Below are 20,877 nucleotides of genomic sequence, written 5' to 3' on the forward strand. Positions count from 1 at the left end.
GTTTCCCGGCAATCAAAAAACCCGCGAAAAACGCGGGTTTTCCCTTCACTTCTTATCTTTCCCCGGCTTATCCGTCCGGAACACTTTCGCACTGCGGACGTATTCGTTGTCGGGTACGTTCAATCTTGCATTGACGATGCGGGCCGCGACGAAAAGGTAATCGGAGAGGCGGTTCAAGTACCGTTGGACGACCGCGGGCACCTCTTCTTCCGATTTCATCAACGTCACTGTCAATCGTTCCGCACGTCTTGCGACAGTCCTTGCGATGTGCAAGGTGGCTGCTCCCGGTGAACCGCCCGGTAAGATGAAACGCTCGAGTTCTGGCGCTTCTTCCATCAGGTCATCGATCCGCTGTTCCAGCACGGCGATCGGCTCTTCATTCAATTTATAATGGCGTTCCTTCATGACATTCGCCAAATCGCCGCCGCCGTCGAAGAGTTCATTTTGGATAGCTTCCAAATCCTTCAGTATATCCGTGAAAATAGCTGGATCGAGTTCCGTCATCGCCTTTCCGATGAATGAATTCAGTTCATCCATCGAGCCATATGCTTCGACGCGCAAACTGTCCTTGTCGACGCGGCCCCCGATCAGACTCGTCTGTCCTTTATCCCCAGTCCGTGTGTAAATTTTCATTTTCCCTCTCCCCTATTCTTTAAAGTTTGTGCCAATCCGTACCAGATCCGGGTCACTTCATCCGCTTCCGCCAGCAGCCGCTGGTACAGGCGACCGCACCGGTCGCGCAGTTCCCGCAAAGCCGGGTCCATCGGCACGATGCCTCGGCCGATATCTGTCAAGATGACAATGACATCTTGCCCTTTTAGGCTTTCCAGCACTTGGCGGATCGCTTCCGCTTCGGATAGCTCCGTCCGGGCCATCCAATCCTCAAGACCGGCCACGACTACTGTGGAATCCACTCGTTCCGGAAGCTTCCCTTCGTACCAGCTCACTTCCCGTCCCGCAAGCATCGACCTTACATAATCCCGTTTTCCGTTTGCAGCTCCGCCGATATAGACATGCATGGCTTTCCCTCCTTGAACGCTTGTTCACTGTCCCAGTCCAGATGGTAGACGACGCCATGCGGAATGTTCCAAGACCAGAACTCCTTCGGGAATGGGCAGAATCTCGTCAGGATGACTCGCATCGGTCCGCCGTGTGTGACGACTACTGCCTCATCCGACAGCTCCGCCATCGCTTCCAAGACCCGCTTTTCCACAGCTTTCAAACTTTCACCATCCACCGGAGCAATCAAAAACGGATTGCCGATCCAGTCACGGTATTCCTGTACCTTTTCCAGTTCGGCATACGTTTTCCCTTCAAATTTTCCGAAATTGCATTCACGCCATCGTGCATCCGCTACATACTCCGCTTTCGGAAAATAAAGAGTGGCCGTCTGTTTGGCACGCAGCAAATCGCTTCCCTGCACGACAGAAGGGTTGAGTGGCTCCGTCATTTCCCCCTCCACGACAATCGGCTCATCGGTCCACCCGACATATTTGCGTTCTTGATTGCCCAAGGTCGGCAAATGGCGGATCAAATGAATACGATAACGACGAACCATAACAACACCTCCGCTCCTTCAATGAATGCGCCGCATAAGTCCCCTGAAACACCGCCAAAATTTCTCACGGTCCATCTTCGATAAAGAAGGAGGGATGCCGAAAGGACTGCAAACAGGGCGATGGCCATCCCAAGATGGTCCGTTACAAAGCCGATAACAGCCAGCAATAACAAACTTACCAGTACGGAAACGCCGACAATTCCTTTACCCGCCATCTTCTCCTTGAAGAAATGGGCGAGCCCCTTGTCCTTTGCGAGCGGCACCGTCACGAAGAATATATTCATGCCCGCCCTCGCCAAGAAGGGGATGAGGATGAAATATAGATATGTCCAGTCAGCATGGGAGGTGAGGAATTCATGAATCAAGGATATTTTAATAAGGACGAGCAGGACGAGCGCCATCGTGCCAAACGCGCCCAATCGCGGGTCATCCAGAATCTCATGTCGCTTCGCCTGATCCCGATACGAAAAGTACGCATCCCCGGTGTCCGCCCATCCGTCCAGGTGCAAACCTCCCGTCAACATGATGCCAGTCGTGACGACGGCCACTGTGGTCAGCAAGGTTCCCAGCTCCAACCCGCCCGAAAAAAGCGCAGCAACCGCGAACATCACCAATCCGATCGCCGCTCCCACGAATGGCAAGGCGATGTACATGCCGGTCACTTCTTTCCTCCCGAGCGGAAATTCCTTTTGCAAAGGAATCGCGGTGAAAAACTGGATGGCGAGCAATATGCCGTTCAAGCGGGGTCCCCCTCTCTAGCCGAAGTCATGATGCCCTTGATCAGAGGCCAATCGAGATGATTTTTAATATGTTCCGCCCACGCCTCATAGACATCCACGCCGGCCGGAGCCGGATTGACCGTCCGTTCCATGTCCTCCTCCTGGATGCCATGATCCGCTTTGTATGGGATGATTCCCGCAACCGGGACGCCCGTATAGGATTCGATGAAATCAATCCCTTCTTGGAATAAGGCGGGGTCCCCGTGGAATTTATTGATGATGATCGCTTTGACCCGGTCACGATGTGCAGGAGCGAGCAGTTGCAAAGTGCCGACGATCGAGGCGATGGCTCCGCCGCGATCAATATCCGCCACAAGCACAACAGGGACATCCGCAATGTCCGCTACCCGCATATTGACGATTTCCCGATCGTTCAAATTCACCTCCGCCGGGCTGCCAGCTCCTTCGATGATGACGGTATCATACGTTTTTGCCAGTTGCGCCAAGGCTGTCCGAATCGCCTCGACCGCTTGCTGGAAAAACTGCTCGCGATACGCCATTCCCGTTACGGGGCCGAACTTCTCCCCGAAAAAAAGCACTTCCGATTTCATCAATCCTACCGGTTTCAATAAAATCGGATTCATGTATACCGAGGGCGTCGTCCGGGCGGCTTCTGCCTGAAGGTATTGAGCGCGGCTCATCTCTTCGCCCTGTTCCGTCTTCGCCGAAAATCTCGACATGTTCTGCGATTTGAACGGCGCCACCCGCACTCCTTCATTGGCTAAGATCCGGCAGAGCGCTGTGCAAATCATCGTCTTTCCCGAATCGGATGCCGTCCCGACGACCATTAACCCATTCATCGTTTCTCCCCCTTTTTCCAGTACGTCGCCACGCCGTAATCCATTTCGATCGCTTCATCTGCACGTCGGATGAATTCGCGATGAATGCGGCCGAGCCATTGCATATAGATCTTCGTCTCGGCGTCTTCCATCGGCATATCATCCAGCACTTCATTAGAAACGATGACGAGATGGGAACCGGTTTGCAGCAACCTCTCGATCGTCTCATAAAGGCGACTCACTTTTTCTTCCATGCAGCCTGGTTGTCGGATGCAAGGAGTCCCTGTATCCCAACCTTCATATAATTCATTCGCCAGCCAAGTCGTGGCGCAATCCCAAAGGACCAAATCACCCGGGCGGATTACCGGTCGCACTTCCTCCAACCGGACGGGCTGTTCGAGTGTAGTCCAATTCATGGAGGCTCGATCCAGACGGTGTTGGTCGATTCGGGCCTGCATTTCCGCATCCGTTGCCGTCCCTGAAGCAATATAGACAAGACGACCGCCTGTTCGGTCCGCTTTATTCACTAAATAATTTTCGGCATATGCGCTTTTTCCACTTCGGCTGCCGCCGAGAATTACGGTCAGCAACCCTTTTTTATGTATTTGCAAAGACCAACACCCCGATCACTGTCATCCAAAGCCAGAACACGAAGGACGCGATGTGCATCTGCGTGACGGCAGATTGAATATGTTGGGCAGTCAGCGGTACAAAGCCCGGCCCGATTTCCGGACGTGCCGAAACGACACCGCGGTACGTGCTTTTCCCGCCTAACCGGATGCCCAGTTGCCAAGCGGTCGCCGCTTCCGGAAATCCGCTATTCGGACTCGGATGACGCCGAGAATCCTTGCCAAAGCCGACAATCCGCTGCCCAAACGGCAACTTTCCTTCATTTCTTGTATGGAAGAGGATGAGAAGGCCAGTGATCCGGGCGGGAATGTAGTTAAGCAGATCGTCCGCCCGCGCGGAGAACTTGCCGAACTGGCCATACCGCTCGTCTTTATAACCGACCATCGAGTCAAGCGTATTGACCGCTTTGTATAGCCAAAGACCAGGGGCGCCGATCAGAAAAGCCCAAAACAACGGAGATGTCACGCCATCCGCCGTATTTTCGGAAACCGTTTCAATCGTCGCTCGCGAAATCTCGCTCTCATCTAACTTCTCGGTGTCCCGGCCGACAATCCATGATAATTTTTCTCGCGCTTCCGAAAAATTGCCCTCTTTTAGCGGTCGCTGCACAGACAGCGCGGCGTCACGCAAACTCTTCTGCGCTAACCCGACCGCAATCAGGATTGCCTCAACCGCAATCCCGGCAAACGTATGAATCTCGTAAGCTAGCCAAACAATGACTGCTACCGCTGCCGTGACAATTCCAACCGTGGCGACAAGCAGGATAGCCCCTTTCCCGACGCGGTACTTCCCTTTATTCAAAACAGCCGTCATCTTGGAAATGAAAGAACCGATCCAACGGACAGGATGCGGCCAATTCGGCGGGTCCCCGATGAGCCGGTCCAATAGAAGGCCAATTGCAATGGCGATGAAATGTGACGGTATCACGTTGCCCACCCTTTCACTTTCTTGTACGCCCGCAGCGCCCGCACCGTGCAATCATAGACGCCGTGACCGACCAATTTCCCAAGCGGCGCCACTGTCCCGGCGTACGGAAGATGTGCGCCTTGCTGTGTGGCTGCCACGAGGACGCTGTCCGTCGACGTCCCGGTAGCGATCGTCCCGGTCAGCGGGTCTCGGATTGCTTCATCATGAAGGGCTTTCACTTTCGCCTCGGTTGCCGTGATGATCGCCTGGACGAACGCCTCATCCGACAAATCGCCATTGACGATGACCCATGTATTGATTGTCCCTATTTTCTGTTCCTCTTCGCGGGTCAGCGCTTGCGAGACATCCACAGCATTCCCGACACCCGCCGTCACGGCGACAAGAATGGAGCCGAAGTCGCCATCGTATTGGCCGATTTCGACATGTTCGGTCGACACGGCGGTCATCATCCCCACCGTCTCCGCCGGCTGGAATCCTTGCTGTTCCAGATATGCCGCCATTTCCGCTTGGGCATCGTCAACATTATAATGGATATCGACGCTGCGATTGACGAAGGCGCGGTACGATCCGATGCCCGCGTTGTGGACAGCGGAAGATAATGTCTTCATCGGCTGGTCTGCCCGGAAACTGACATAATCGGAGGACACGAAAAACCCCTCTGTTGTTGCAATGAACCTGGTCATTTTTTAACCCCTCAATCGTGTAAATTGAAAAATCCCCCGTACAAATACGGAGGATGTCCAAGTAAAAATCCAAACGCCAAAAAGCGGTCCGATTTCCACCGACCTATTCCTCGCAGGTCACGGGTGATTCATAAAGGCAGGTCTCCTGGCTTGTGGTCATCGCTTGCCGCGTCTTCCCGGAATCCTTCCAGTGACTTTTCGCGTCTTGCTCGCACTTACAGTGGCGGGACCGCACCGGCTTTGAACCGGCTTCCCTTTTAACCCCGTCACACGCACGGGGCACCTTTACGCTAGTTTTTCTCATTATACTACAGAAAAGGGGGCTGTCGAGTGTTCCACTGAAGAAGTATGCGCCGGTATCCGTCACTTTTGGTGATTTATCCGTCAGTTTGCGAGGGGTATCCGTCACTTCCGGAAAATTATCCGTCAAGTCCACAGGTCTATCCGTCACTTTCCATTCTTTATTCTCAAATCAATACCTTTTACCCATAGTAAAACCGCTGCGCCAGGGCGCAGCGGTCCAACTTGTTGTTACATCCGTTCCGGTGCCGATACGCCTACGAGTTTCAAGGCGTTCGCGACGGTCGCACGTGTCGCGGTGACGAGCGCAAGCCGTGCTTCGGACAGCTCCCGATTGTCCGGATCGAGCACTTTCTCCGCATTGTAGAAGCTGTGGAAAGTCGCCGCCAGCTCTTGGATATACGTCGTCACCCGGTGCGGCGAACGAAGCCTTGCCGCATCGGCTACCAGTTTCGGGAAGTCCCCGATTTTCTTGATCAACTCAAGTTCCTTTTCGGTCTGCAATAAAGAGACATGCTCGACGGAAGCAGACAACCCTTTCTCTTCCGCCTGACGCAGGATCGAAGAGATCCGCGCATGTGCATATTGTGCGTAGTAGACCGGATTTTCATTAGACTGGGAAATGGCGAGGTCCAAATCGAAATCCATCTGCGAATCACCCGAACGCATGGCGAAGAAATAGCGGACCGCATCCAATCCGACGTCTTCCACGAGTTCGCGCAATGTTACCGCCTTTCCGGTCCGCTTGCTCATCTTGAACTTTTCGCCGTCTTTGTACAACTGGACCATTTGCGCCACTTCGACTTCCAAAGTGTCTCGGTCATAGCCCAGTGCCTCGATAGCCGCTTTCATCCGCGGAATATATCCGTGGTGATCGGCTCCCCAAATATTGATGAGCTTATCGAAGCCGCGACCCAGCTTGTCCTCATGATAGGCGATATCCGGCGTCAAATACGTATACGTGCCGTCATTTTTAATGAGCACCCGGTCTTTGTCGTCTCCGAATGTCGTCGAGCGGAACCATGTCGCACCGTCTTCCTCATAGACATGGCCATTCGCCCGTAGCTTATCGAGTGCCACATCGATCTTTCCATCTTCGTATAAAGAAGTTTCCGAAAACCAATTGTCAAAGGAAACTCGGAAGTCTGCTAGGTCCTTTTTCAACTTCGCCAATTCGAATTGAAGGCCGTATTCGCGGAAAAACGAATAGCGCTCTTCTTCCGAAGCGTTGACATATTTGTCTCCGAACTCCTCGGCCAACTTCTTGCCGATATCGATGATGTCCTGGCCATGATAGCCATCCTCCGGCATATCCCGTTCCATACCAAGCGCTTGGAAATAGCGGGCTTCCACGGATTTCGCCAGATTATGCACTTGATTGCCGGCATCATTAATATAATATTCGCGGTAGACATCGTATCCGGCAAAGTCCAGCACATTGCATAGGGAATCGCCCAGGGACGCGCCCCGTGCATGACCGAGATGCAGATCACCGGTCGGGTTCGCGGAAACGAATTCCACTTGGACTTTTTCGTTCGCCCCGGCGTCGGATCGACCGTAGTTTTCCCCTTGGTCCAATACCGTTTTCACGACATCCCCAAGGTAATCTGTTTTCAACCGGATGTTCATGAACCCTGGGCCCGCGATTTCAATCGAATCGATGGACGTGCCCGAAGTATCCAATTTCCCAAGGATTGCCTCCGCAATCGCGCGCGGCGGTTGTTTCGCAATCTTGGTCAACTGCATTGCAATATTGGTGGCATAGTCCCCGTTCTCTTTGTTCTTCGGTGTCTCCAGCATGATGTCCGGAATGTCGGTCGAATCGACAAGCTCAGCGTCGATCACCGCTTGGCGCAATGCCGCTTTCACTTCATTTTGAATCTTTTCTACCGCGTTCATGATTTTCCCTCCGTGTATGTAATAATCAAATGGTATGTGCCGAGTATAGAGCTGCCGTCCGATAGCCGATATTGGACATCGAACTGGCCCGGTAAACCATCCTGTTCCTGGGTGAAGCGCAGATGGTCCGTTTCGACATGGAGATCGAAAGTCACCGGGCCGTTGCCGTAGGATCCTATCCGCCTGTTTTCTACACTGAAAGGCAGCCGCATCCGGACAGCCCCTTTGCGCATAATAAGCGCCTCGTTCGGATCCAGTTTGACAATCGTCTCGATCGTGCCGTCCTGTTGTTCTTCGTATTGCAAGTAGGAGGTTCCCTTTTTTTCAATGAGTCTTCCCGTCAACCGGAACTCTTGCGTTTCCTTGGCTTGTCCCGGATGCCGGACTGACGAATGGAGCCGGATATCCACTTGTTTCCCTAGTTGTTGCCGTTCCATACGCTCACCTCCACATATCTAGTTATTATACCGTTCTCCCTCCCTTTATTTCAATCCATCCAGAAATCAAATGCGAATCGAACAGCGAATCGAGCAGCGAAGGGCTCGATTTGCCTTAATTTCTGCGCCTTTTGCAGAAATTAAGGCACGGCATTTAAACAGCGGAGGGGCAATTCACCGTTTCTGAAATTCAAGCACCACGCTCGACAGCAAGTCGAGCAGCGAAGGGCTCGATTTGCCGTATTTCTGCGCCTTTTGAAGAAATTAAGGCACGGCATTTAAACAACGTAGGTTCAATTCACCGTTTTTTGAAATTAAGGCACAGCTCTCGAACAACAATGGAGCCGTTTTGCCGTACTCCAGCGCTTTTCACAGAAATTAAACACGGTCTTTAAACAGCCTAGGGTCAATTCGTCGTTTCGTCGTATTCCACATCCTTTACAAAAATCAAGGCACCTTCACGGCGTATTTAGACGCGTATCCTCTCTTACTCTGTGACATCCGTCAGCGACTAAGGGCGCCAGTTCCTATACATTCGATGGAGGTTTGGACACCCGCTAAATAAAAGACAAAGAGATGTTTTTCATTTGACCCGTTTAATCTCTTTCCTTGCTTCGCATACTGAAGGGAAAGACGACAAGGACAGGGCGGGATCCTATGCGACGAACGGTGTTTGTGAAAAAGAGGAAACGGCAAGTGACGATCAGGCGGATAATGCTGCTGGCAGTCATGGCATTGACTGCGGCGCTGACCATCTTCCTATCCCTTCGAATCTATGCCCAGATTACAGGGGCACCTTCTTTGAGCGTGCCGAAAGCTACTATTTTCTTGGATAAAAACGGCAACCAGATCGGCGATCGCTTTTCACTTGAACGACGGTATTGGGTCAGCCTGGATGAAATTTCACCTATGTTGATCGATGCGGTCATTGCGACAGAAGATAGGAACTTTTACAAACATAACGGATTTGATTACCGACGGATTGCCGGCGCCGTCTTGAAAGATATCAAAACGATGCGAAAAGCCGAAGGAGCCAGTACAATCACCCAGCAGTATGCCCGAAACCTCTATTTGACACATGAAAAAAGCTGGAGTCGGAAAGTCAATGAAGCGCTCTACGCCTATCGGATGGAGCGGTTTTATGAGAAAGATGACATTTTGGAAGGCTATTTGAATACGGTCTATTTCGGGCACGGCATGTATGGCGTCGAAGCAGCCAGCCGGTTTTATTTTGGAAAATCGGCAAAGGATCTGACATTGGAGGAGTCCGCTGTCATCACGGCGATTGCGAAGGGGCCTTCGGTTTACTCTCCTGTGGATAACCCCACGAGGTCGAAGGAACGCCAGCAGTTAGTCCTGTCGCTGATGGAAGAGGAAGGGTTCATTACCGAGCAGCAGAAGGAACGGGCGAAAAAAGAACCGATCCGCCTCAAGACGCAAGAGTGGGCCGATACGAAACGGGTTGCCCCATATTTCTTGGATGAAGTGTGGCGGGAAGCAGAACGGCTGTTGGCCGAGAAAGGGCGGCACCCGGCAGAAGGCGGCTGGACGATCCGAACGACGCTGGATCCCCACCATCAACAAACAGCAGAGGAAGTGATTGCGAAATGGATGCCGGACAGCGGCTTGCAAGTCGGATTCATCTCGATGGAACCGAACACCGGGGCAATCACTTCGCTCGTGGGGGGCGTCGATTATGCCGAAAGTCCGTTCAACCGGGCAACCCAAGCGAAACGGCAACCCGGCTCGGCGATGAAACCGATTCTATATGCGGCTGCATTGGAAAACGGCTACAGCCCGCTCACGTTTCTCTCGACCGAAAAGACGGTCTTTACGTATGATGAAGGGCGCTCCACTTACGTTCCGAATAATGTGAACGGTAAATTCGCCAATCAACCTATCTCGCTCGCCCAGGCCATTGCAATTTCGGATAATATCTACGCCGTCAAGACGCTGGAAGACATCGGATATAAGAAATTTTCCAAGATGGCGGAACGGCTCGGCATCGATACCCAATTTCCTGAATCCCCGGCGGTCGCTCTCGGGACGTCGGAAGTGACCTTATCCGATATGACCAAAGCCTACAACCGCATTGCATCCGCGGGGGTGGCAGTGGAACCGATGACCATTTACGCCATCACGGACGCGGAAGGAAAAACAGTCTACGAACACCCGGAACAAAAGGGTAAACGAGCCATGACCGAACAAGATGCGTTCATTCTCACACATTTGATGACGGGCATGTTCGACCCCGTCTTCAATGATCATTTAATAGCAACTGGAATTTCCATGCGGGAACAACAGTCGCGTCCGTACTCTGCCAAATCGGGCACGACCTTGTCGGACCAGTATTTGATCGGCTTTAGCCCATCGTTGACTGCCGGCATCTGGAATGGCTTTGATAAAGGAGTGCAATTGAGCAATCCGATTGACAAAGCCGCTTCGAAGAAAATCTGGATTGAATTCATGGAAGAAGCCCATAAGGGGAAGGCGCCAGAACCATTTCTGCCGCCTCCCGGTGTCAGTAATGTGAAAATCGATGTGGAAACAGGCGGGATTGCTGTCTCCGGCTGTGACCGCCAGCGGTTCGTCTATGTGAAGGAAAAAGACATCCCGCAAAAACTATGCACCGACCGGGCCTTGCGCGAACAGCGCTCTTCCGGAAAAGGCGACGACAAAAAGTTCGACCTCTTCCCGTTTTCGTTTTTTGAGTGAGGGTGGGGTGTGGAATTGTGGTGTTTGAGCGTGGATGTACGAATTATGGGCGCGGGACTGGAGTTATGGGCGCGGACGCACGGTCTTTGAGCGCGAGGCATGGGGTTATAAGCGTGGGTGTATGAATTATGAGCGTGGGGCAAGGAGTTATCAGCGGTTGCGAGGAGTTATCAGCAATGGCACGGAATTATCAGCGGTTGGACGAAGTTATCAGCCGTTGCGCGAAGTTATCAGCCGTGGCACGGAATTATCAGCGGTTGGACGGAGTTATCAGCCGTGGCATGGAGTTATCAGCGGGCGGGCGGAAGTTATCGGCAGTTGCATGTAGTTATAAGCGGCAGCATAGAGTTATGAGCGGGTATGCACTAGTTATGAGCGCGGAGCTGTGAGTTATGAGCGCGGGGCGCGGAGTTTTCAGTGGCCGCTCAAAGTCACCAGCGATCACCCGAACTTATCAGCATTCTCCCGAAACCAAGAAGTTTATCCCAAATCAAAAAAGCTTTCCTCTCTTGACGGGGGAAAGCTTTTTTACCGGGCGAGGCGTCCTGTCGAGGCGTATCGCGCTTGGGTTTGGGTGATACGGCGCCCTTCAGCGATAGCACTCTTCCGGTTGTCCTAGCTTACAATGGCAAGCTGTAATTTCAGTGTACTTCCTTTCCTGGCGACATTCAACCTCGGAACGGGAAGTATGCGGAATTTGTCACATATCGTTCATAAACCCGGCGAATCCACGCCTAAGTCGACATGCAGCTTCGGCTCGCTCCGCTTCCACATTTCCTCATTGTGGATAGAGAGGAATTCAGCCAGCACTTTTTTCGATTCGTCGTCCATCTGATCGACAATGATCTGCCGCTTCATGGATTTGTCCATTCTGTTCACATGATCGGCTAGTATTTTGTAGCCCCGGCGCTTTTCGCGGTTGACGATCATCTCACACGCCGTCACTCCTGCATAATACGGACCGTCTTCTTTGAAATCAATCGTGACCCACACGAGCCAATACGGTTTCCCACCCTCGGAATCCGCCCGATCCGTCGTGAATTTGATGCCTCGTTCAATATCGCTTCGGGCGTGCATGGCACCGATTTCGATGCTTGCAGTCCCCTCTTCTACGTCGATGATGACGGGCGACACATTTTCCAATGATAACGCACCGACTCCGAATCCTTTATGTCCATCGATTGGATCGTCTTTTATGATCGTGAAGCCCATTTTCTGTTTCGGCTTTTCTTCATTTGCCATGTATTCGTCCCCTCCAAATCTGATAGTATATACACTATACCGGATTTCCGGGGAAAGGGGGAAGTTGAATGCCATACGTAACTGTGAAAATGCTTGAAGGGCGTTCGGAAGAACAAAAACGCGCGCTTTGCGAAAAAGTGACAGAAGTGGTCGTCGAAACGACGGGCGCTCCTGCTGAAGCGGTTGTCGTCTTCATTGAGGAAATGACAAAAAGCCATTATGCTGTTGCCGGAAAACGCTTGAGCGATCAATAAAGCAGAGCAAATATAAAAGTCGGCCTATCGGGAGCTGTCACTCTGCCCCGCTAAGCCGACTTTTTTTACATCGCCGCGCACGCCTGCAGTTCGGCAATGAAATCAAATGCGTTCGTCATTTCCTCGTCTGAAAAATTCAATTTATTTTTTACGATATGGACTTTGGCAATTTGCTCGTCCCGCTCCAGATGGTCGAAATAAAGCAATGTCGAGACCAGTTCCAGGAACCTGGAGCTTTTTTCATTCAACCGTTCGATGCAGGTCGATAAAAGCTCATGCGGCGACTCGGCGGTCTCCAAGAAGCCAGCCCCCTCTTCCGTCACCTGGTAACTGTAGCGGACGTACGACCCCTTGTCCGTGCGTTGTTCCGCCAAGAACCCCATTTCGCAAAGCTCCTCCACTCGCAGCGTCAACTCTTCCGAGTACGGCCCGTACATATGCAATTCATATTTCTCCGCGAATGGGAAATTCATCTTTTTCGCGATGTACACCATTTTCTGCAATTTTTTCCGCCCATTCACTTCATTCGCAAGTGATATAAATTGCACAATTTTGGCATGTTCCTGTAACAAGGTCATACCCCTCCCTCATTTTTCAACATATGTAAGATCTGTTCATAGATTGGATTTTCGTCTTTTCCTTTCAACAGGACGTCTTCCGGGAAATAAAGCTTGTGATCTGTCCGGCGTTTCCCCGAAATGGCATCGACGATATCGGAGGAACGGGATAATTCGCGCAGCTCCCCAGTTGGCATTTGCAAATAAATTGGCAGGCGTTCGTTCTCCTCCCCCGGCCGATAGAAATCATAAGGCAGATCCGAGGACGAATCGGCAATCAAATAATAGTTGGGATCAATGCCCGCTTCCTTGAATAACCGTTCTAGCTCCCCGATTTTCCGATACTCCGTCGCCGGGTCGAATTCGACATGCTGGAACAGCCGCCGGTTTATGAATCGATAGCAAAGATCCGCCAGAATTGGGTCGTTCTCCTTTGTCCATGATTGGAAATAGGTCAATAACACACTCTCATCTAGTGAAATATAATCTTCCAGCTCATACGTCCGGTCAAAGAAGGAACGGAAGTGAGCCGGCTCTTGCTTAAACGTATACCCTCTTTCATGGAGATGTTTCGCCCGATGTAAAATTTTCATCAAAATTACTTCGGCGCTGCGGGATACTGGATGAAAATACACTTGCCAGTACATTTGATAGCGGCTCATGATATAGTCCTCCACCGCGTGCATGCCGCTATATTTAACGACGGCCTGCTCCTCGGTCGGACGCATGACGCGTAAAATCCGCTCCATGTCAAAATGGCCGTACGACACCCCTGTATAATAGGCATCGCGCTGCAAATAATCCATCCGGTCGGCGTCGATTTGGCTCGAGATGAGACTGACGACGAGCTTGTCCGGATACGTCTTGCCGATGACGTCCGCCACTTTTTGCGGAAAGTCATCGCCGACGCGGCGGAGCACTTCATTCACCTCGGTATCCCCAAGCAGGATGCCTTGTGTGAATTGTTCATGGTCCAAATTAAACACTTTTTCAAACGCATGCGAAAACGGGCCATGACCGAGATCATGCAGCAAAGCGGCGCATAAAGTCACGAGGCGTTCTTCCTTCCGCCACTCAGACCGGTTGACGAAGCCGTCATCCAAAATGCGGCGGACGATTTCATAGACGCCAAGGGAATGCTGGAAGCGGCTATGCTCCGCGCCGTGGAATACGAGATATGTGGTGCCGAGTTGCCGGATCCGGCGCAGTCGCTGGAATTCCCGGGTTCCGATGACATCCCAGATCACTTTGTCCCGCACATGGATATAGCGGTGCACCGGATCTTTAAACACTTTTTCTTCAAACAGTTTTTCATGTTCGTATGCCATCGCCCACTCGCACCTCCGTCAATCATTCTTCTTAGTATAGACAATTCGGGCGGACGACGAAAGATGGAAAAAGAATCATTCCCCCACAATTTCGTGACAACGCCTGCTTGCGGTTTGATTTTATCTTTATTCAGCAAAGTTTAGTTGTGCTGAAAGCGGAGCGGCGGGAACAGAAGACTCCCACCTCTATAGGTGGTGGTTGATCTTCTGTTCAGCTAAGGGGAACTTTTCGAGCAAGCTCGAAAAAATCCGTACACCAACACGCCGAGGCATGATTGATTGGTAACATTTTGGGTTGGGTTAAAAAAATTTACTAGAATGACGGCGACTTTATGAATAAAACACGTGAACTCTGTCCAAACTGACGATAGAAAAAGACTATGAACATGGCAGGAGGCACGGAAATGGTGAAAGTTAGACAGGATGCTTGGGTAGAAGAAAATGATATTTTATTGGCCGAGACGGTGTTGCGGCATGTCCGCGAAGGAAGTACGCAATTGAGCGCGTTCGAAGAGGTCGGGGATTTGTTGAACCGGACAGCGGCGGCATGCGGTTTCCGCTGGAATGCGGTAGTCCGCCGCGATTATGAGAAGGAATTGGCGGAAGCGAAAAAGGAACGGAAGCAGGCCATGCGCGTCCTCGGAAAAGATTTCAAACGGCGCGGCCAGCAGTTGTACACCCCTTCACAGGGCGGGGATGAAGACCAAAAGACTTCTGTTCCTCTATCAGCCCTATCCCTAGATACGGTCATCGCCTATCTCGTCAGGATGCACCACTCTGGGGCGGGCGATAACGAATCATTGCGTTGGAAACAAACTGCGAAAATCGCACAAGAAAAAATGGAAGAACTCGAGAATGAGATTGAGAAACTTCGCCAGGAGAATAAAACCTTGCGAGATGACTACGATCAGTTCGTCCAGATCATGAACCGGGCACGTCGCCTCGTTACACTGGAAGACGACGCCGAACGGACCGCTCCCGTTTTCAAAATGGAACAAAACGGAAACCTTGTTACGAAAGAACCACCGATTAATCATTGATCGGTGGTTTTTTTTGGTGTTGGGCTTTGGTGTTAGACAGGTACATGGATAGGGGCGGAACGTTGAAAAGTTGTTGGATTTCGTTGGGAAGTTGGGGCTGATTGTTTAGAGGTTCATGGGAAACGTTGGGAAGTCGGGTGGAAGTGTTGTGAAGCTTGACGGATATGCTGAGAGGTTCGGGAAACGTTGGGAAGTTCCCGGATTATGTTGAGAGGTTGAACCCATATGTTTAAAGGTCCCCAAAATTTGTTTGAGAGTTGAAGGGAAACGTTGCGAGGTTCAGATGCGTTGAGAAGTTCCGGAATTTCATTGGAGAGGTGAACCCAAACGTTTAAAGGTCCACGGTATTCGTTTGGAAGTAGAGGGAAATTGTTGTGTGGTTCGGCGGATATGTTGAGAGGTTCGGAAACGTTGGGATGATCTAAGATTTTGTTGAGAGGTTGAACCCAAAAGTTTAGGGGTTCCCAGAATTTATTTAGGAGTCAAAGAGAAATGTTGAGAGGCCCAGCAGGTATTGGTTCAAAAACCCAAAAGTTCGACGGACATATTTTAAAGTTTCCAGAGGCCCTTTCTTAAATCAAAACCAAAAACACAGCCGCCCCTTACATAGGTAGGCTGTGTTTTATTCAGACCAGCATTTTTTGGTTCCGTTCGACGACGCGGTTGAGGTAGAACGTGTACAGGTCCATTTCGTCCGCTTGGAACCCGCCGAAAGTGACGCGATCGGCCAGTTTGTCCAATAGGGTTTGCACGCGGATCATGACGTCGCCGACGGTTAGCGGCATGCCGAGCAGTTCCTCCAAAGATGCCATCACTTCGGGCCGAATGGACGGATAGCTGAACTTGGTCGCTTTCCCTTGCAACCCTATATCATAGACGTCCCGGATGATCTCCGCGCGGGCTGCGCCGCTTCCTTCAACGCAAAGATACACTTGGACGGCGATGCCGGAACGGAGCCGACGCTGGGAGATGCCTGCAAATTTCTGGCCGCCGATGCTGAGGTCATAGGAGCCGGGGCAGTAAGAACCGACAATTTCATACGCTTCGATCCGCTCCCCGGCCTCCGGGAATAGCAGGCGGACGAACTCCAACATCGTTTCGTAGCCTGCCGGGATATCAATGGCCCCTTCGCGCTCCGATAAGACGATGGAAATATTCAAGATGCCCCCGTCCAGAACGACTGCCAAACCGCCTGAATTCCGAACAATCACCCGATACCCTCTCGCCTCCAACATCTCGATAGCCTCGTCGACGTGAGGGAGACGGTGATCCTGAATGCCGAGCACAACAGTCTCCTCATGAACCCAAGTCCGGACGGCCGGCACGCTCAGCTGCTGACCGACGAGATGGCAAAGGGTGTCATCTGCTGCAAAGGATTCCAGGGCGGAACGGCAGCGAGCCGATATCGACTCGTCGATGAACCGCCATTCCGGTATGTGTAATAACGACTGTGCCATTGCCAATTCTCCTGTTTTTTCAAATTAAGATAAACTTTGTGCCGCTGTCAGCAAGGAAACTTTATATACATCGTCCGCCGAACAGCCGCGCGACAGATCGTTCACCGGCGCGTTCAGCCCTTGTAAAACGGGACCGATCGCTTCATAGCCGCCAAGCCGCTCTGTCAATTTGTATCCGATGTTCCCCGCTTCCAGTGTCGGGAAGACGAATACATTGGCATCCCCTTGGAGGATGGAGTCCGGTGCCTTCTTCGCGGCGATTTCTGGAACATAGGCCGCATCAAATTGGAATTCCCCATCGAGCGGCAAATCCGGTTCCAGCATTTGGGCGATTTGCACCGCTTTCGCCACTTTTTCCGTCTCTTCAGTCACTGCAGAGCCTTTTGTTGAGAAAGACAGCATCGCGACGCGCGGTTCCACGCCGAATGATTTCGCGGTTTTCGCACTTTCAATCGCAATTTGGGCAAGTTCCTCTGCGGTTGGAGCCACGGTAATGGCGCAATCCGCGAACACAAGCCGTTCTTTTCCTTTCATCATAATGAAAGCACCGCTCGTCCGTGAAACCCCCGGTCGGGTCTTAATGATCTGGAGTGCCGGCCGCACAGTATCCGCTGTCGAATGGGCGGCGCCGCTGACTAGGCCATCCGCCCGGTTCGTATAGACGAGCATCGTTCCAAAATAATTGACGTCCTTCAACAACTCGCGGGCCTCTTCCGCGGAGGAGCGCCCTCCCCGTCTTTCCACGAATTGTTCGACGAGTTCCTCAAAATACGGAGCTTGCTCCGGGTCGATAATCGTTATTCCCGTAATGTCGACACCCGCTTCCGCAGCCGCCGCATTCACCTCTTCTTCCTTGCCAAGCAAAAGCGGCGTCACGCAACCTTCCGCCTGAAGCCTCGCAGCTGCTGTCACAATCCGGCCATCCCAACCTTCCGGGAGAACGATCGTCTTCTTCTGCCCCGCCAATTGTTTCCGAATCACGTCAAATAAATCCATTTTCAACACCTCTTTTGAAAAATCAATTACGCCTCGGCCTACTTGCATCCAGATTTTGAATTAAGGCACTTTCACAAACAGCGTCATGACGCCGCCTTCCTTAACCCCTATTCAAAATCCGTACGATCCGCCGAAGACTTAACTTGACTCAGCAAATGCTTTCAGTCCAAAAGCATTTGCTGAGTCAAGTTCATTACCTTAAGCATACACGAACCGGCCAGGTGATAAAAGAGTTTCATCCCATGGCAAATTCATGACAACGGCGCTACGGAAAGAACTTTCCGCCTAGTTTATGCTACACTGATTACAGAAGTAAATATATCGTGAAGGAGACTGAATAGTTTTGAATGAAGCAGCGATCACACTCGATGGATGGTATGTATTACATGACTTGCGCTCCATGGACTGGGCATCTTGGAAAGCGATTTCGAAAGAGGAACGCCAAGCGGCAGTCGATGAATTCCTCGCCTACCTGGAAAAATTGCAACAAGCGGATGACGCCAAAACGGGAAGTCACGCCTTCTATACAGTCGTCGGACAAAAAGCGGATTTCATGCTCATGACATTGCGTCCAACGATGGATGAATTGCAAGAATTGGAAGCTGAATTCAATAAACTGACGATTGCCGATTTTACAATCCCAGCGTATTCATATGTTTCCGTTGTAGAATTGTCTAATTATCTAGCTGGTGAATCGGATGAAGATCCATACCAGAATCCGTATATACGTGGTCGTCTCTATCCGGAACTGCCGCGCAATCAGTACATCTGTTTCTACCCGATGGACAAAAAGCGCGAAGGCGACGACAACTGGTATATGCTCGATATGGACAAGCGAAAAGAATTGATGCGCAGCCACGGCTTGATCGGACGCAGCTATGCAGGAAAAGTGAAACAGATCATTTCCGGTTCTGTCGGTTTTGACGACTATGAGTGGGGCGTTACTTTATTTTCAGATGACGTCCTTCAATTCAAGAAACTTGTCTATGAAATGCGTTTTGATGAAGTGAGTGCACGCTACGGCGTATTCGGTTCCTTCTTCGTCGGTACTATTTTAGATGGCGATAAAAAAGCGGAGTTCTTTAAAATCTGAAGAAACGCACCACATGCAGAGTAATGGAACTGACCTAAGAAAATGAGACAAATAAAAACACCTTACGTTGAAAAACGGGTATTGAACCTTAATACATCAACGTGGAGGTGTTTTTTCTATGGGAACTAGAGTTAGTTATCCAGAAGAAGTGAAATTGAAGGCGATTGAAATGCGGTTAGCGGGTGTTCCTGTGAAAGAAGTAATGGAGGAACTGAACATCCGGAACTATACACAGCTGAAAACTTGGATGCGATGGTATCGGAATGGTGAATTGCACCGTCTTGCACAACCGGTCGGCAAGCAATATGCCTTCGGCAAAGGACCCGAGTATGAAAGTGAGACAGCGAGATTGCAGGCTGAAAATCGCTTTCTGAGACAACAGGTCGAAGTATTAAAAAAGTACGCAGAATTGGAAAGGAAGTGGCGCCAAAAGTTGTGATTCAGTTAGTGGAAGAATGGAGTGGAGATATGTCTATAGGAGAGATCTGCCGACACATGGGTATCAGTCGTTCATCGTATTATCGCTGGAAAGCCCAAGAGGGGAATGAGACACCAAAGGAGGCGCGGGATCGGCAGATTGGCGAATTGTGTAAGAAGCATAAATTCCGATATGGGTACCGGAAGATTGCGGCTCAATATCCAGGAGTCTGTGAGAAGACGGTACAACATGTCATGCAGAAACATGGTTGGCAGTGCCGTGTGAAAGTGAAGAGACGCAAACGTACCGGGCAGCCCGCACATGTAGCACCGAACCTGTTAGAGAGGGATTTTACTGCTTCTAAGCCTTTGGAGAAGTTGGTGACAGATATTACCTACTTGCCCTTCGGCCAATCCATGATGTATCTTTCAAGTATCCTTGATGTCTACAACGGAGAAATTGTGGCCCAAACCATCGGTTTCATCCAGGACACCACTTTCGTTTTGGATACGTTGCATCAATTACCGGACTTACCGGAGGGCTGTATGTTGCATAGCGATCAAGGCTCGGTTTATACATCATATGCCTATCAAATGGCAGTAAAAGAAAAGGGAATTACCATGAGCATGTCCCGTAAAGGCACACCCGCTGATAATTCCCCAATCGAAACGTTCCACTCCTCGCTAAAGTCGGAAACGTTCTACCTCGACGACATCTATCGCACTACCAATGCGCATGTGATGCAGATTGTCGAAGAATATATTACTTATTATAACAATATCCGCATTCAAACGAAATTAAACAGCCAATCACCGGTACAATACCGGCAAATGGCTGCATAATAAGGTGTTTTTTACTTGTCTCAAAAAAGGTGGTCAGTGCCAATCTGCATGTGGTTTTTTATTTTCCCGACTTGCATGTTTGTCGTAAACCGGACATAAGGTAGTGGCAAGGGGGTATTGCCGTGGCAGTAATTCAGGCCACAAGTAGAGAAGTTGATCTACTCGCGCGATTGATGCGCGCTGAAGCGGAAGGAGATGGGCAACTCGGCATGCTGATGGTCGGCAATGTCGGGGTTAATCGCGTCCGTGCCGGATGTCTGGATTTTAATGATATCCGGTCCGTGCAGGATATGGTATTCCAATCGCCGGGCGGGTTTGAAGCAACACAGAAATCATATTTTTATCAGCGGGCTCGCGAAGAAGATCGGCGATTGGCGAGACGGGTCATTGAAGGAGAACGGTTCCATCCGGCCACCCGTTCCCTCTGGTTTTTCATGCCGGCTGGGAGTTGCCCGGCCCAATGGTATAACCAATGGAACACCGGCCGCTTCAAGTCGCATTGCTTCTATTCCCCGACGGAACAAGACTGCCCTGCTATCTAAATTTAGAAAGGATGACAAATTGGTTCAATACTATTGGAACCCTACCTATCAAAATCAACATGTCGTGCCGCCGCCAGTGACAATTCCGAGCGGAAGGCCGCCTACCCAGGGACGGGAAGAATCGTATATTGAAAACATTTTACGCTTGAATCGTGGAAAAATCGGCAATTTCCATTTCTCCTTCGAACATGGGGCGTCGGGCACTACTGCTAAAAATGTTCGGGGCATGGTGGAAGCTGCGGGACGCGACCACGTCATTTTAAGCGAATCGGGGACCGGGCACCGCTTTCTGTTCCCGATGATATACTTTGATTACGCGGAATTTGATGAAGAGCTGCGCTATTTTAATCAGACGCCGTAAAAAACGTCCGTACCTCCCATTTTCGGGGGTACGGACGTTT

The 20,877-nt window shown here is 51.0% G+C and carries 23 protein-coding genes and 1 riboswitch; of the genes, 8 read left to right on the plus strand and 15 right to left on the minus strand.

Features of this window, described 5'->3' with window-relative positions:
• Nucleotides 1-45 precede the first annotated feature (45 nt).
• From MKY41_RS10950 to MKY41_RS10995, 10 genes are all read right to left on the minus strand, one after another.
• Nucleotides 46-633: a cob(I)yrinic acid a,c-diamide adenosyltransferase gene (locus tag MKY41_RS10950; RefSeq protein ID WP_340745043.1), complete on the minus strand. Its 588-nt coding sequence runs from the start codon at nt 631-633 to the stop codon at nt 46-48.
• The gene (locus tag MKY41_RS10955) at nt 630-1,019 is read right to left on the minus strand and encodes a bifunctional adenosylcobinamide kinase/adenosylcobinamide-phosphate guanylyltransferase (protein WP_340745044.1); all 390 of its coding nucleotides are present in this window, start codon (nt 1,017-1,019) and stop codon (nt 630-632) included. The genes MKY41_RS10950 and MKY41_RS10955 overlap by 4 nt, the downstream gene beginning before the upstream one ends.
• Nucleotides 971-1,558: a histidine phosphatase family protein gene (locus MKY41_RS10960; RefSeq protein WP_340745045.1), complete on the minus strand. Its 588-nt coding sequence runs from the start codon at nt 1,556-1,558 to the stop codon at nt 971-973. Before MKY41_RS10960 ends, MKY41_RS10955 begins: the two co-directional genes overlap by 49 nt.
• Entirely contained in the window at nt 1,531-2,298 is a 768-nt protein-coding gene (gene cobS / locus MKY41_RS10965) for an adenosylcobinamide-GDP ribazoletransferase (RefSeq protein WP_340745046.1), read from the minus strand. The genes MKY41_RS10960 and cobS overlap by 28 nt, the downstream gene beginning before the upstream one ends.
• Entirely contained in the window at nt 2,295-3,137 is an 843-nt protein-coding gene (locus MKY41_RS10970; protein WP_340745047.1) for a cobyric acid synthase, read from the minus strand. The genes cobS and MKY41_RS10970 overlap by 4 nt, the downstream gene beginning before the upstream one ends.
• Nucleotides 3,134-3,727 (minus strand): bifunctional adenosylcobinamide kinase/adenosylcobinamide-phosphate guanylyltransferase, encoded by a 594-nt coding sequence (locus tag MKY41_RS10975; protein WP_340745048.1) that lies wholly within the window; start codon nt 3,725-3,727, stop codon nt 3,134-3,136. Before MKY41_RS10975 ends, MKY41_RS10970 begins: the two co-directional genes overlap by 4 nt.
• The gene (gene cbiB / locus MKY41_RS10980; protein ID WP_340745687.1) at nt 3,714-4,670 is read right to left on the minus strand and encodes an adenosylcobinamide-phosphate synthase CbiB; all 957 of its coding nucleotides are present in this window, start codon (nt 4,668-4,670) and stop codon (nt 3,714-3,716) included. The genes MKY41_RS10975 and cbiB overlap by 14 nt, the downstream gene beginning before the upstream one ends.
• Nucleotides 4,670-5,356 carry an adenosylcobinamide amidohydrolase gene (locus MKY41_RS10985; RefSeq protein WP_340745049.1) on the minus strand — a complete coding sequence of 229 codons (687 nt, stop codon included), beginning with the start codon at nt 5,354-5,356 and terminating at the stop codon, nt 4,670-4,672. Before MKY41_RS10985 ends, cbiB begins: the two co-directional genes overlap by 1 nt.
• Before the next feature lie 118 nt (nt 5,357-5,474).
• Nucleotides 5,475-5,658, minus strand: a riboswitch (cobalamin riboswitch).
• Nucleotides 5,659-5,887: 229 nt separating this feature from the next.
• On the minus strand, nt 5,888-7,555 hold the full coding sequence (gene argS / locus MKY41_RS10990) for an arginine--tRNA ligase (RefSeq protein WP_340745050.1): 1,668 nt from the start codon (nt 7,553-7,555) through the stop codon (nt 5,888-5,890).
• The gene (locus MKY41_RS10995; protein ID WP_340745051.1) at nt 7,552-7,992 is read right to left on the minus strand and encodes a DUF1934 domain-containing protein; all 441 of its coding nucleotides are present in this window, start codon (nt 7,990-7,992) and stop codon (nt 7,552-7,554) included. The genes argS and MKY41_RS10995 overlap by 4 nt, the downstream gene beginning before the upstream one ends.
• Before the next feature lie 657 nt (nt 7,993-8,649).
• Between MKY41_RS10995 and MKY41_RS11000 the strand changes: the two genes are divergently transcribed.
• Nucleotides 8,650-10,707, plus strand: a complete 2,058-nt coding sequence (locus MKY41_RS11000) for a transglycosylase domain-containing protein (protein WP_340745052.1) — start codon at nt 8,650-8,652, stop codon at nt 10,705-10,707.
• A 176-nt stretch (nt 10,708-10,883) separates the two neighbouring features.
• Complete coding sequence (locus tag MKY41_RS11005) at nt 10,884-11,096, plus strand: hypothetical protein (protein ID WP_340745053.1); 213 nt, start codon at nt 10,884-10,886, stop codon at nt 11,094-11,096.
• Nucleotides 11,097-11,418: 322 nt separating this feature from the next.
• Here MKY41_RS11005 and MKY41_RS11010 read toward each other — a convergent pair whose 3' ends face one another.
• Complete coding sequence (locus MKY41_RS11010; protein WP_340745054.1) at nt 11,419-11,949, minus strand: YwhD family protein; 531 nt, start codon at nt 11,947-11,949, stop codon at nt 11,419-11,421.
• A gap of 68 nt (nt 11,950-12,017) precedes the next feature.
• Here MKY41_RS11010 and MKY41_RS11015 point away from each other — a divergent pair, with 68 nt between their 5' ends.
• Nucleotides 12,018-12,203, plus strand: a complete 186-nt coding sequence (locus MKY41_RS11015) for a 2-hydroxymuconate tautomerase (protein ID WP_041073063.1) — start codon at nt 12,018-12,020, stop codon at nt 12,201-12,203.
• A 65-nt stretch (nt 12,204-12,268) separates the two neighbouring features.
• Here the strand turns inward: MKY41_RS11015 and MKY41_RS11020 are convergent, their stop codons facing one another.
• Nucleotides 12,269-12,775 carry a YwgA family protein gene (locus tag MKY41_RS11020; protein WP_340745688.1) on the minus strand — a complete coding sequence of 169 codons (507 nt, stop codon included), beginning with the start codon at nt 12,773-12,775 and terminating at the stop codon, nt 12,269-12,271.
• Nucleotides 12,776-12,777: 2 nt separating this feature from the next.
• The gene (locus tag MKY41_RS11025; RefSeq protein WP_340745055.1) at nt 12,778-14,088 is read right to left on the minus strand and encodes an HD domain-containing protein; all 1,311 of its coding nucleotides are present in this window, start codon (nt 14,086-14,088) and stop codon (nt 12,778-12,780) included.
• 404 nt (nt 14,089-14,492) lie between these two features.
• Here MKY41_RS11025 and MKY41_RS11030 point away from each other — a divergent pair, with 404 nt between their 5' ends.
• On the plus strand, nt 14,493-15,128 hold the full coding sequence (locus MKY41_RS11030) for an RsfA family transcriptional regulator (RefSeq protein WP_340745056.1): 636 nt from the start codon (nt 14,493-14,495) through the stop codon (nt 15,126-15,128).
• Nucleotides 15,129-15,754: 626 nt separating this feature from the next.
• On the opposite strand, the gene MKY41_RS11035 is transcribed toward MKY41_RS11030, so the two are convergent.
• Both MKY41_RS11035 and pta read right to left on the minus strand, forming a co-directional pair.
• Nucleotides 15,755-16,585 carry a lipoate--protein ligase family protein gene (locus MKY41_RS11035; protein ID WP_340745057.1) on the minus strand — a complete coding sequence of 277 codons (831 nt, stop codon included), beginning with the start codon at nt 16,583-16,585 and terminating at the stop codon, nt 15,755-15,757.
• 24 nt (nt 16,586-16,609) lie between these two features.
• Entirely contained in the window at nt 16,610-17,587 is a 978-nt protein-coding gene (gene pta, locus MKY41_RS11040; protein WP_340745058.1) for a phosphate acetyltransferase, read from the minus strand.
• A 337-nt stretch (nt 17,588-17,924) separates the two neighbouring features.
• Here pta and hemQ point away from each other — a divergent pair, with 337 nt between their 5' ends.
• From hemQ to gerQ, 4 genes are all read left to right on the plus strand, one after another.
• Entirely contained in the window at nt 17,925-18,674 is a 750-nt protein-coding gene (gene hemQ, locus MKY41_RS11045; RefSeq protein ID WP_340745059.1) for a hydrogen peroxide-dependent heme synthase, read from the plus strand.
• Nucleotides 18,675-18,792: 118 nt separating this feature from the next.
• Nucleotides 18,793-19,934 (plus strand): IS3 family transposase gene (locus MKY41_RS11050; protein ID WP_340743851.1). Its coding sequence is split into 2 segments (ribosomal slippage): nt 18,793-19,066 and nt 19,066-19,934, totalling 1,143 coding nucleotides; the frame shifts between segments, so codons are not numbered across the junction.
• Nucleotides 19,935-20,056: 122 nt separating this feature from the next.
• A complete protein-coding gene (locus MKY41_RS11055) occupies nt 20,057-20,476 on the plus strand; it encodes a cell wall hydrolase (protein ID WP_340745060.1) in 420 nt (139 codons plus the stop codon).
• 19 nt (nt 20,477-20,495) lie between these two features.
• A complete protein-coding gene (gerQ, locus tag MKY41_RS11060) occupies nt 20,496-20,837 on the plus strand; it encodes a spore coat protein GerQ (RefSeq protein ID WP_340745061.1) in 342 nt (113 codons plus the stop codon).
• Nucleotides 20,838-20,877: the final 40 nt, after the last annotated feature.

Origin of the sequence: Sporosarcina sp. FSL W7-1349 (assembly GCF_038003045.1) — a bacterium.
In the GTDB taxonomy this organism is placed as follows: Bacteria; Bacillota; Bacilli; order Bacillales_A; family Planococcaceae; genus Sporosarcina.

Bases quoted from the DNA above. Each gene is read 5' to 3' on its own strand.
- MKY41_RS10950 (WP_340745043.1), bottom strand. From the start codon at position 633: ATGAAAATTTACACACGGACTGGGGATAAAGGACAGACGAGTCTGATC.
- MKY41_RS10955 (WP_340745044.1), bottom strand. From the start codon at position 1,019: ATGCATGTCTATATCGGCGGAGCTGCAAACGGAAAACGGGATTATGTA.
- MKY41_RS10960 (WP_340745045.1), bottom strand. From the start codon at position 1,558: ATGGTTCGTCGTTATCGTATTCATTTGATCCGCCATTTGCCGACCTTG.
- MKY41_RS10970 (WP_340745047.1), bottom strand. From the start codon at position 3,137: ATGAATGGGTTAATGGTCGTCGGGACGGCATCCGATTCGGGAAAGACG.
- MKY41_RS10985 (WP_340745049.1), bottom strand. From the start codon at position 5,356: ATGACCAGGTTCATTGCAACAACAGAGGGGTTTTTCGTGTCCTCCGAT.
- argS (WP_340745050.1), bottom strand. From the start codon at position 7,555: ATGAACGCGGTAGAAAAGATTCAAAATGAAGTGAAAGCGGCATTGCGC.
- MKY41_RS10995 (WP_340745051.1), bottom strand. From the start codon at position 7,992: ATGGAACGGCAACAACTAGGGAAACAAGTGGATATCCGGCTCCATTCG.
- MKY41_RS11000 (WP_340745052.1), top strand. From the start codon at position 8,650: ATGCGACGAACGGTGTTTGTGAAAAAGAGGAAACGGCAAGTGACGATC.
- MKY41_RS11005 (WP_340745053.1), top strand. From the start codon at position 10,884: ATGGCACGGAATTATCAGCGGTTGGACGAAGTTATCAGCCGTTGCGCG.
- MKY41_RS11010 (WP_340745054.1), bottom strand. From the start codon at position 11,949: ATGGCAAATGAAGAAAAGCCGAAACAGAAAATGGGCTTCACGATCATA.
- MKY41_RS11015 (WP_041073063.1), top strand. From the start codon at position 12,018: ATGCCATACGTAACTGTGAAAATGCTTGAAGGGCGTTCGGAAGAACAA.
- MKY41_RS11025 (WP_340745055.1), bottom strand. From the start codon at position 14,088: ATGGCATACGAACATGAAAAACTGTTTGAAGAAAAAGTGTTTAAAGAT.
- MKY41_RS11030 (WP_340745056.1), top strand. From the start codon at position 14,493: ATGGTGAAAGTTAGACAGGATGCTTGGGTAGAAGAAAATGATATTTTA.
- MKY41_RS11035 (WP_340745057.1), bottom strand. From the start codon at position 16,585: ATGGCACAGTCGTTATTACACATACCGGAATGGCGGTTCATCGACGAG.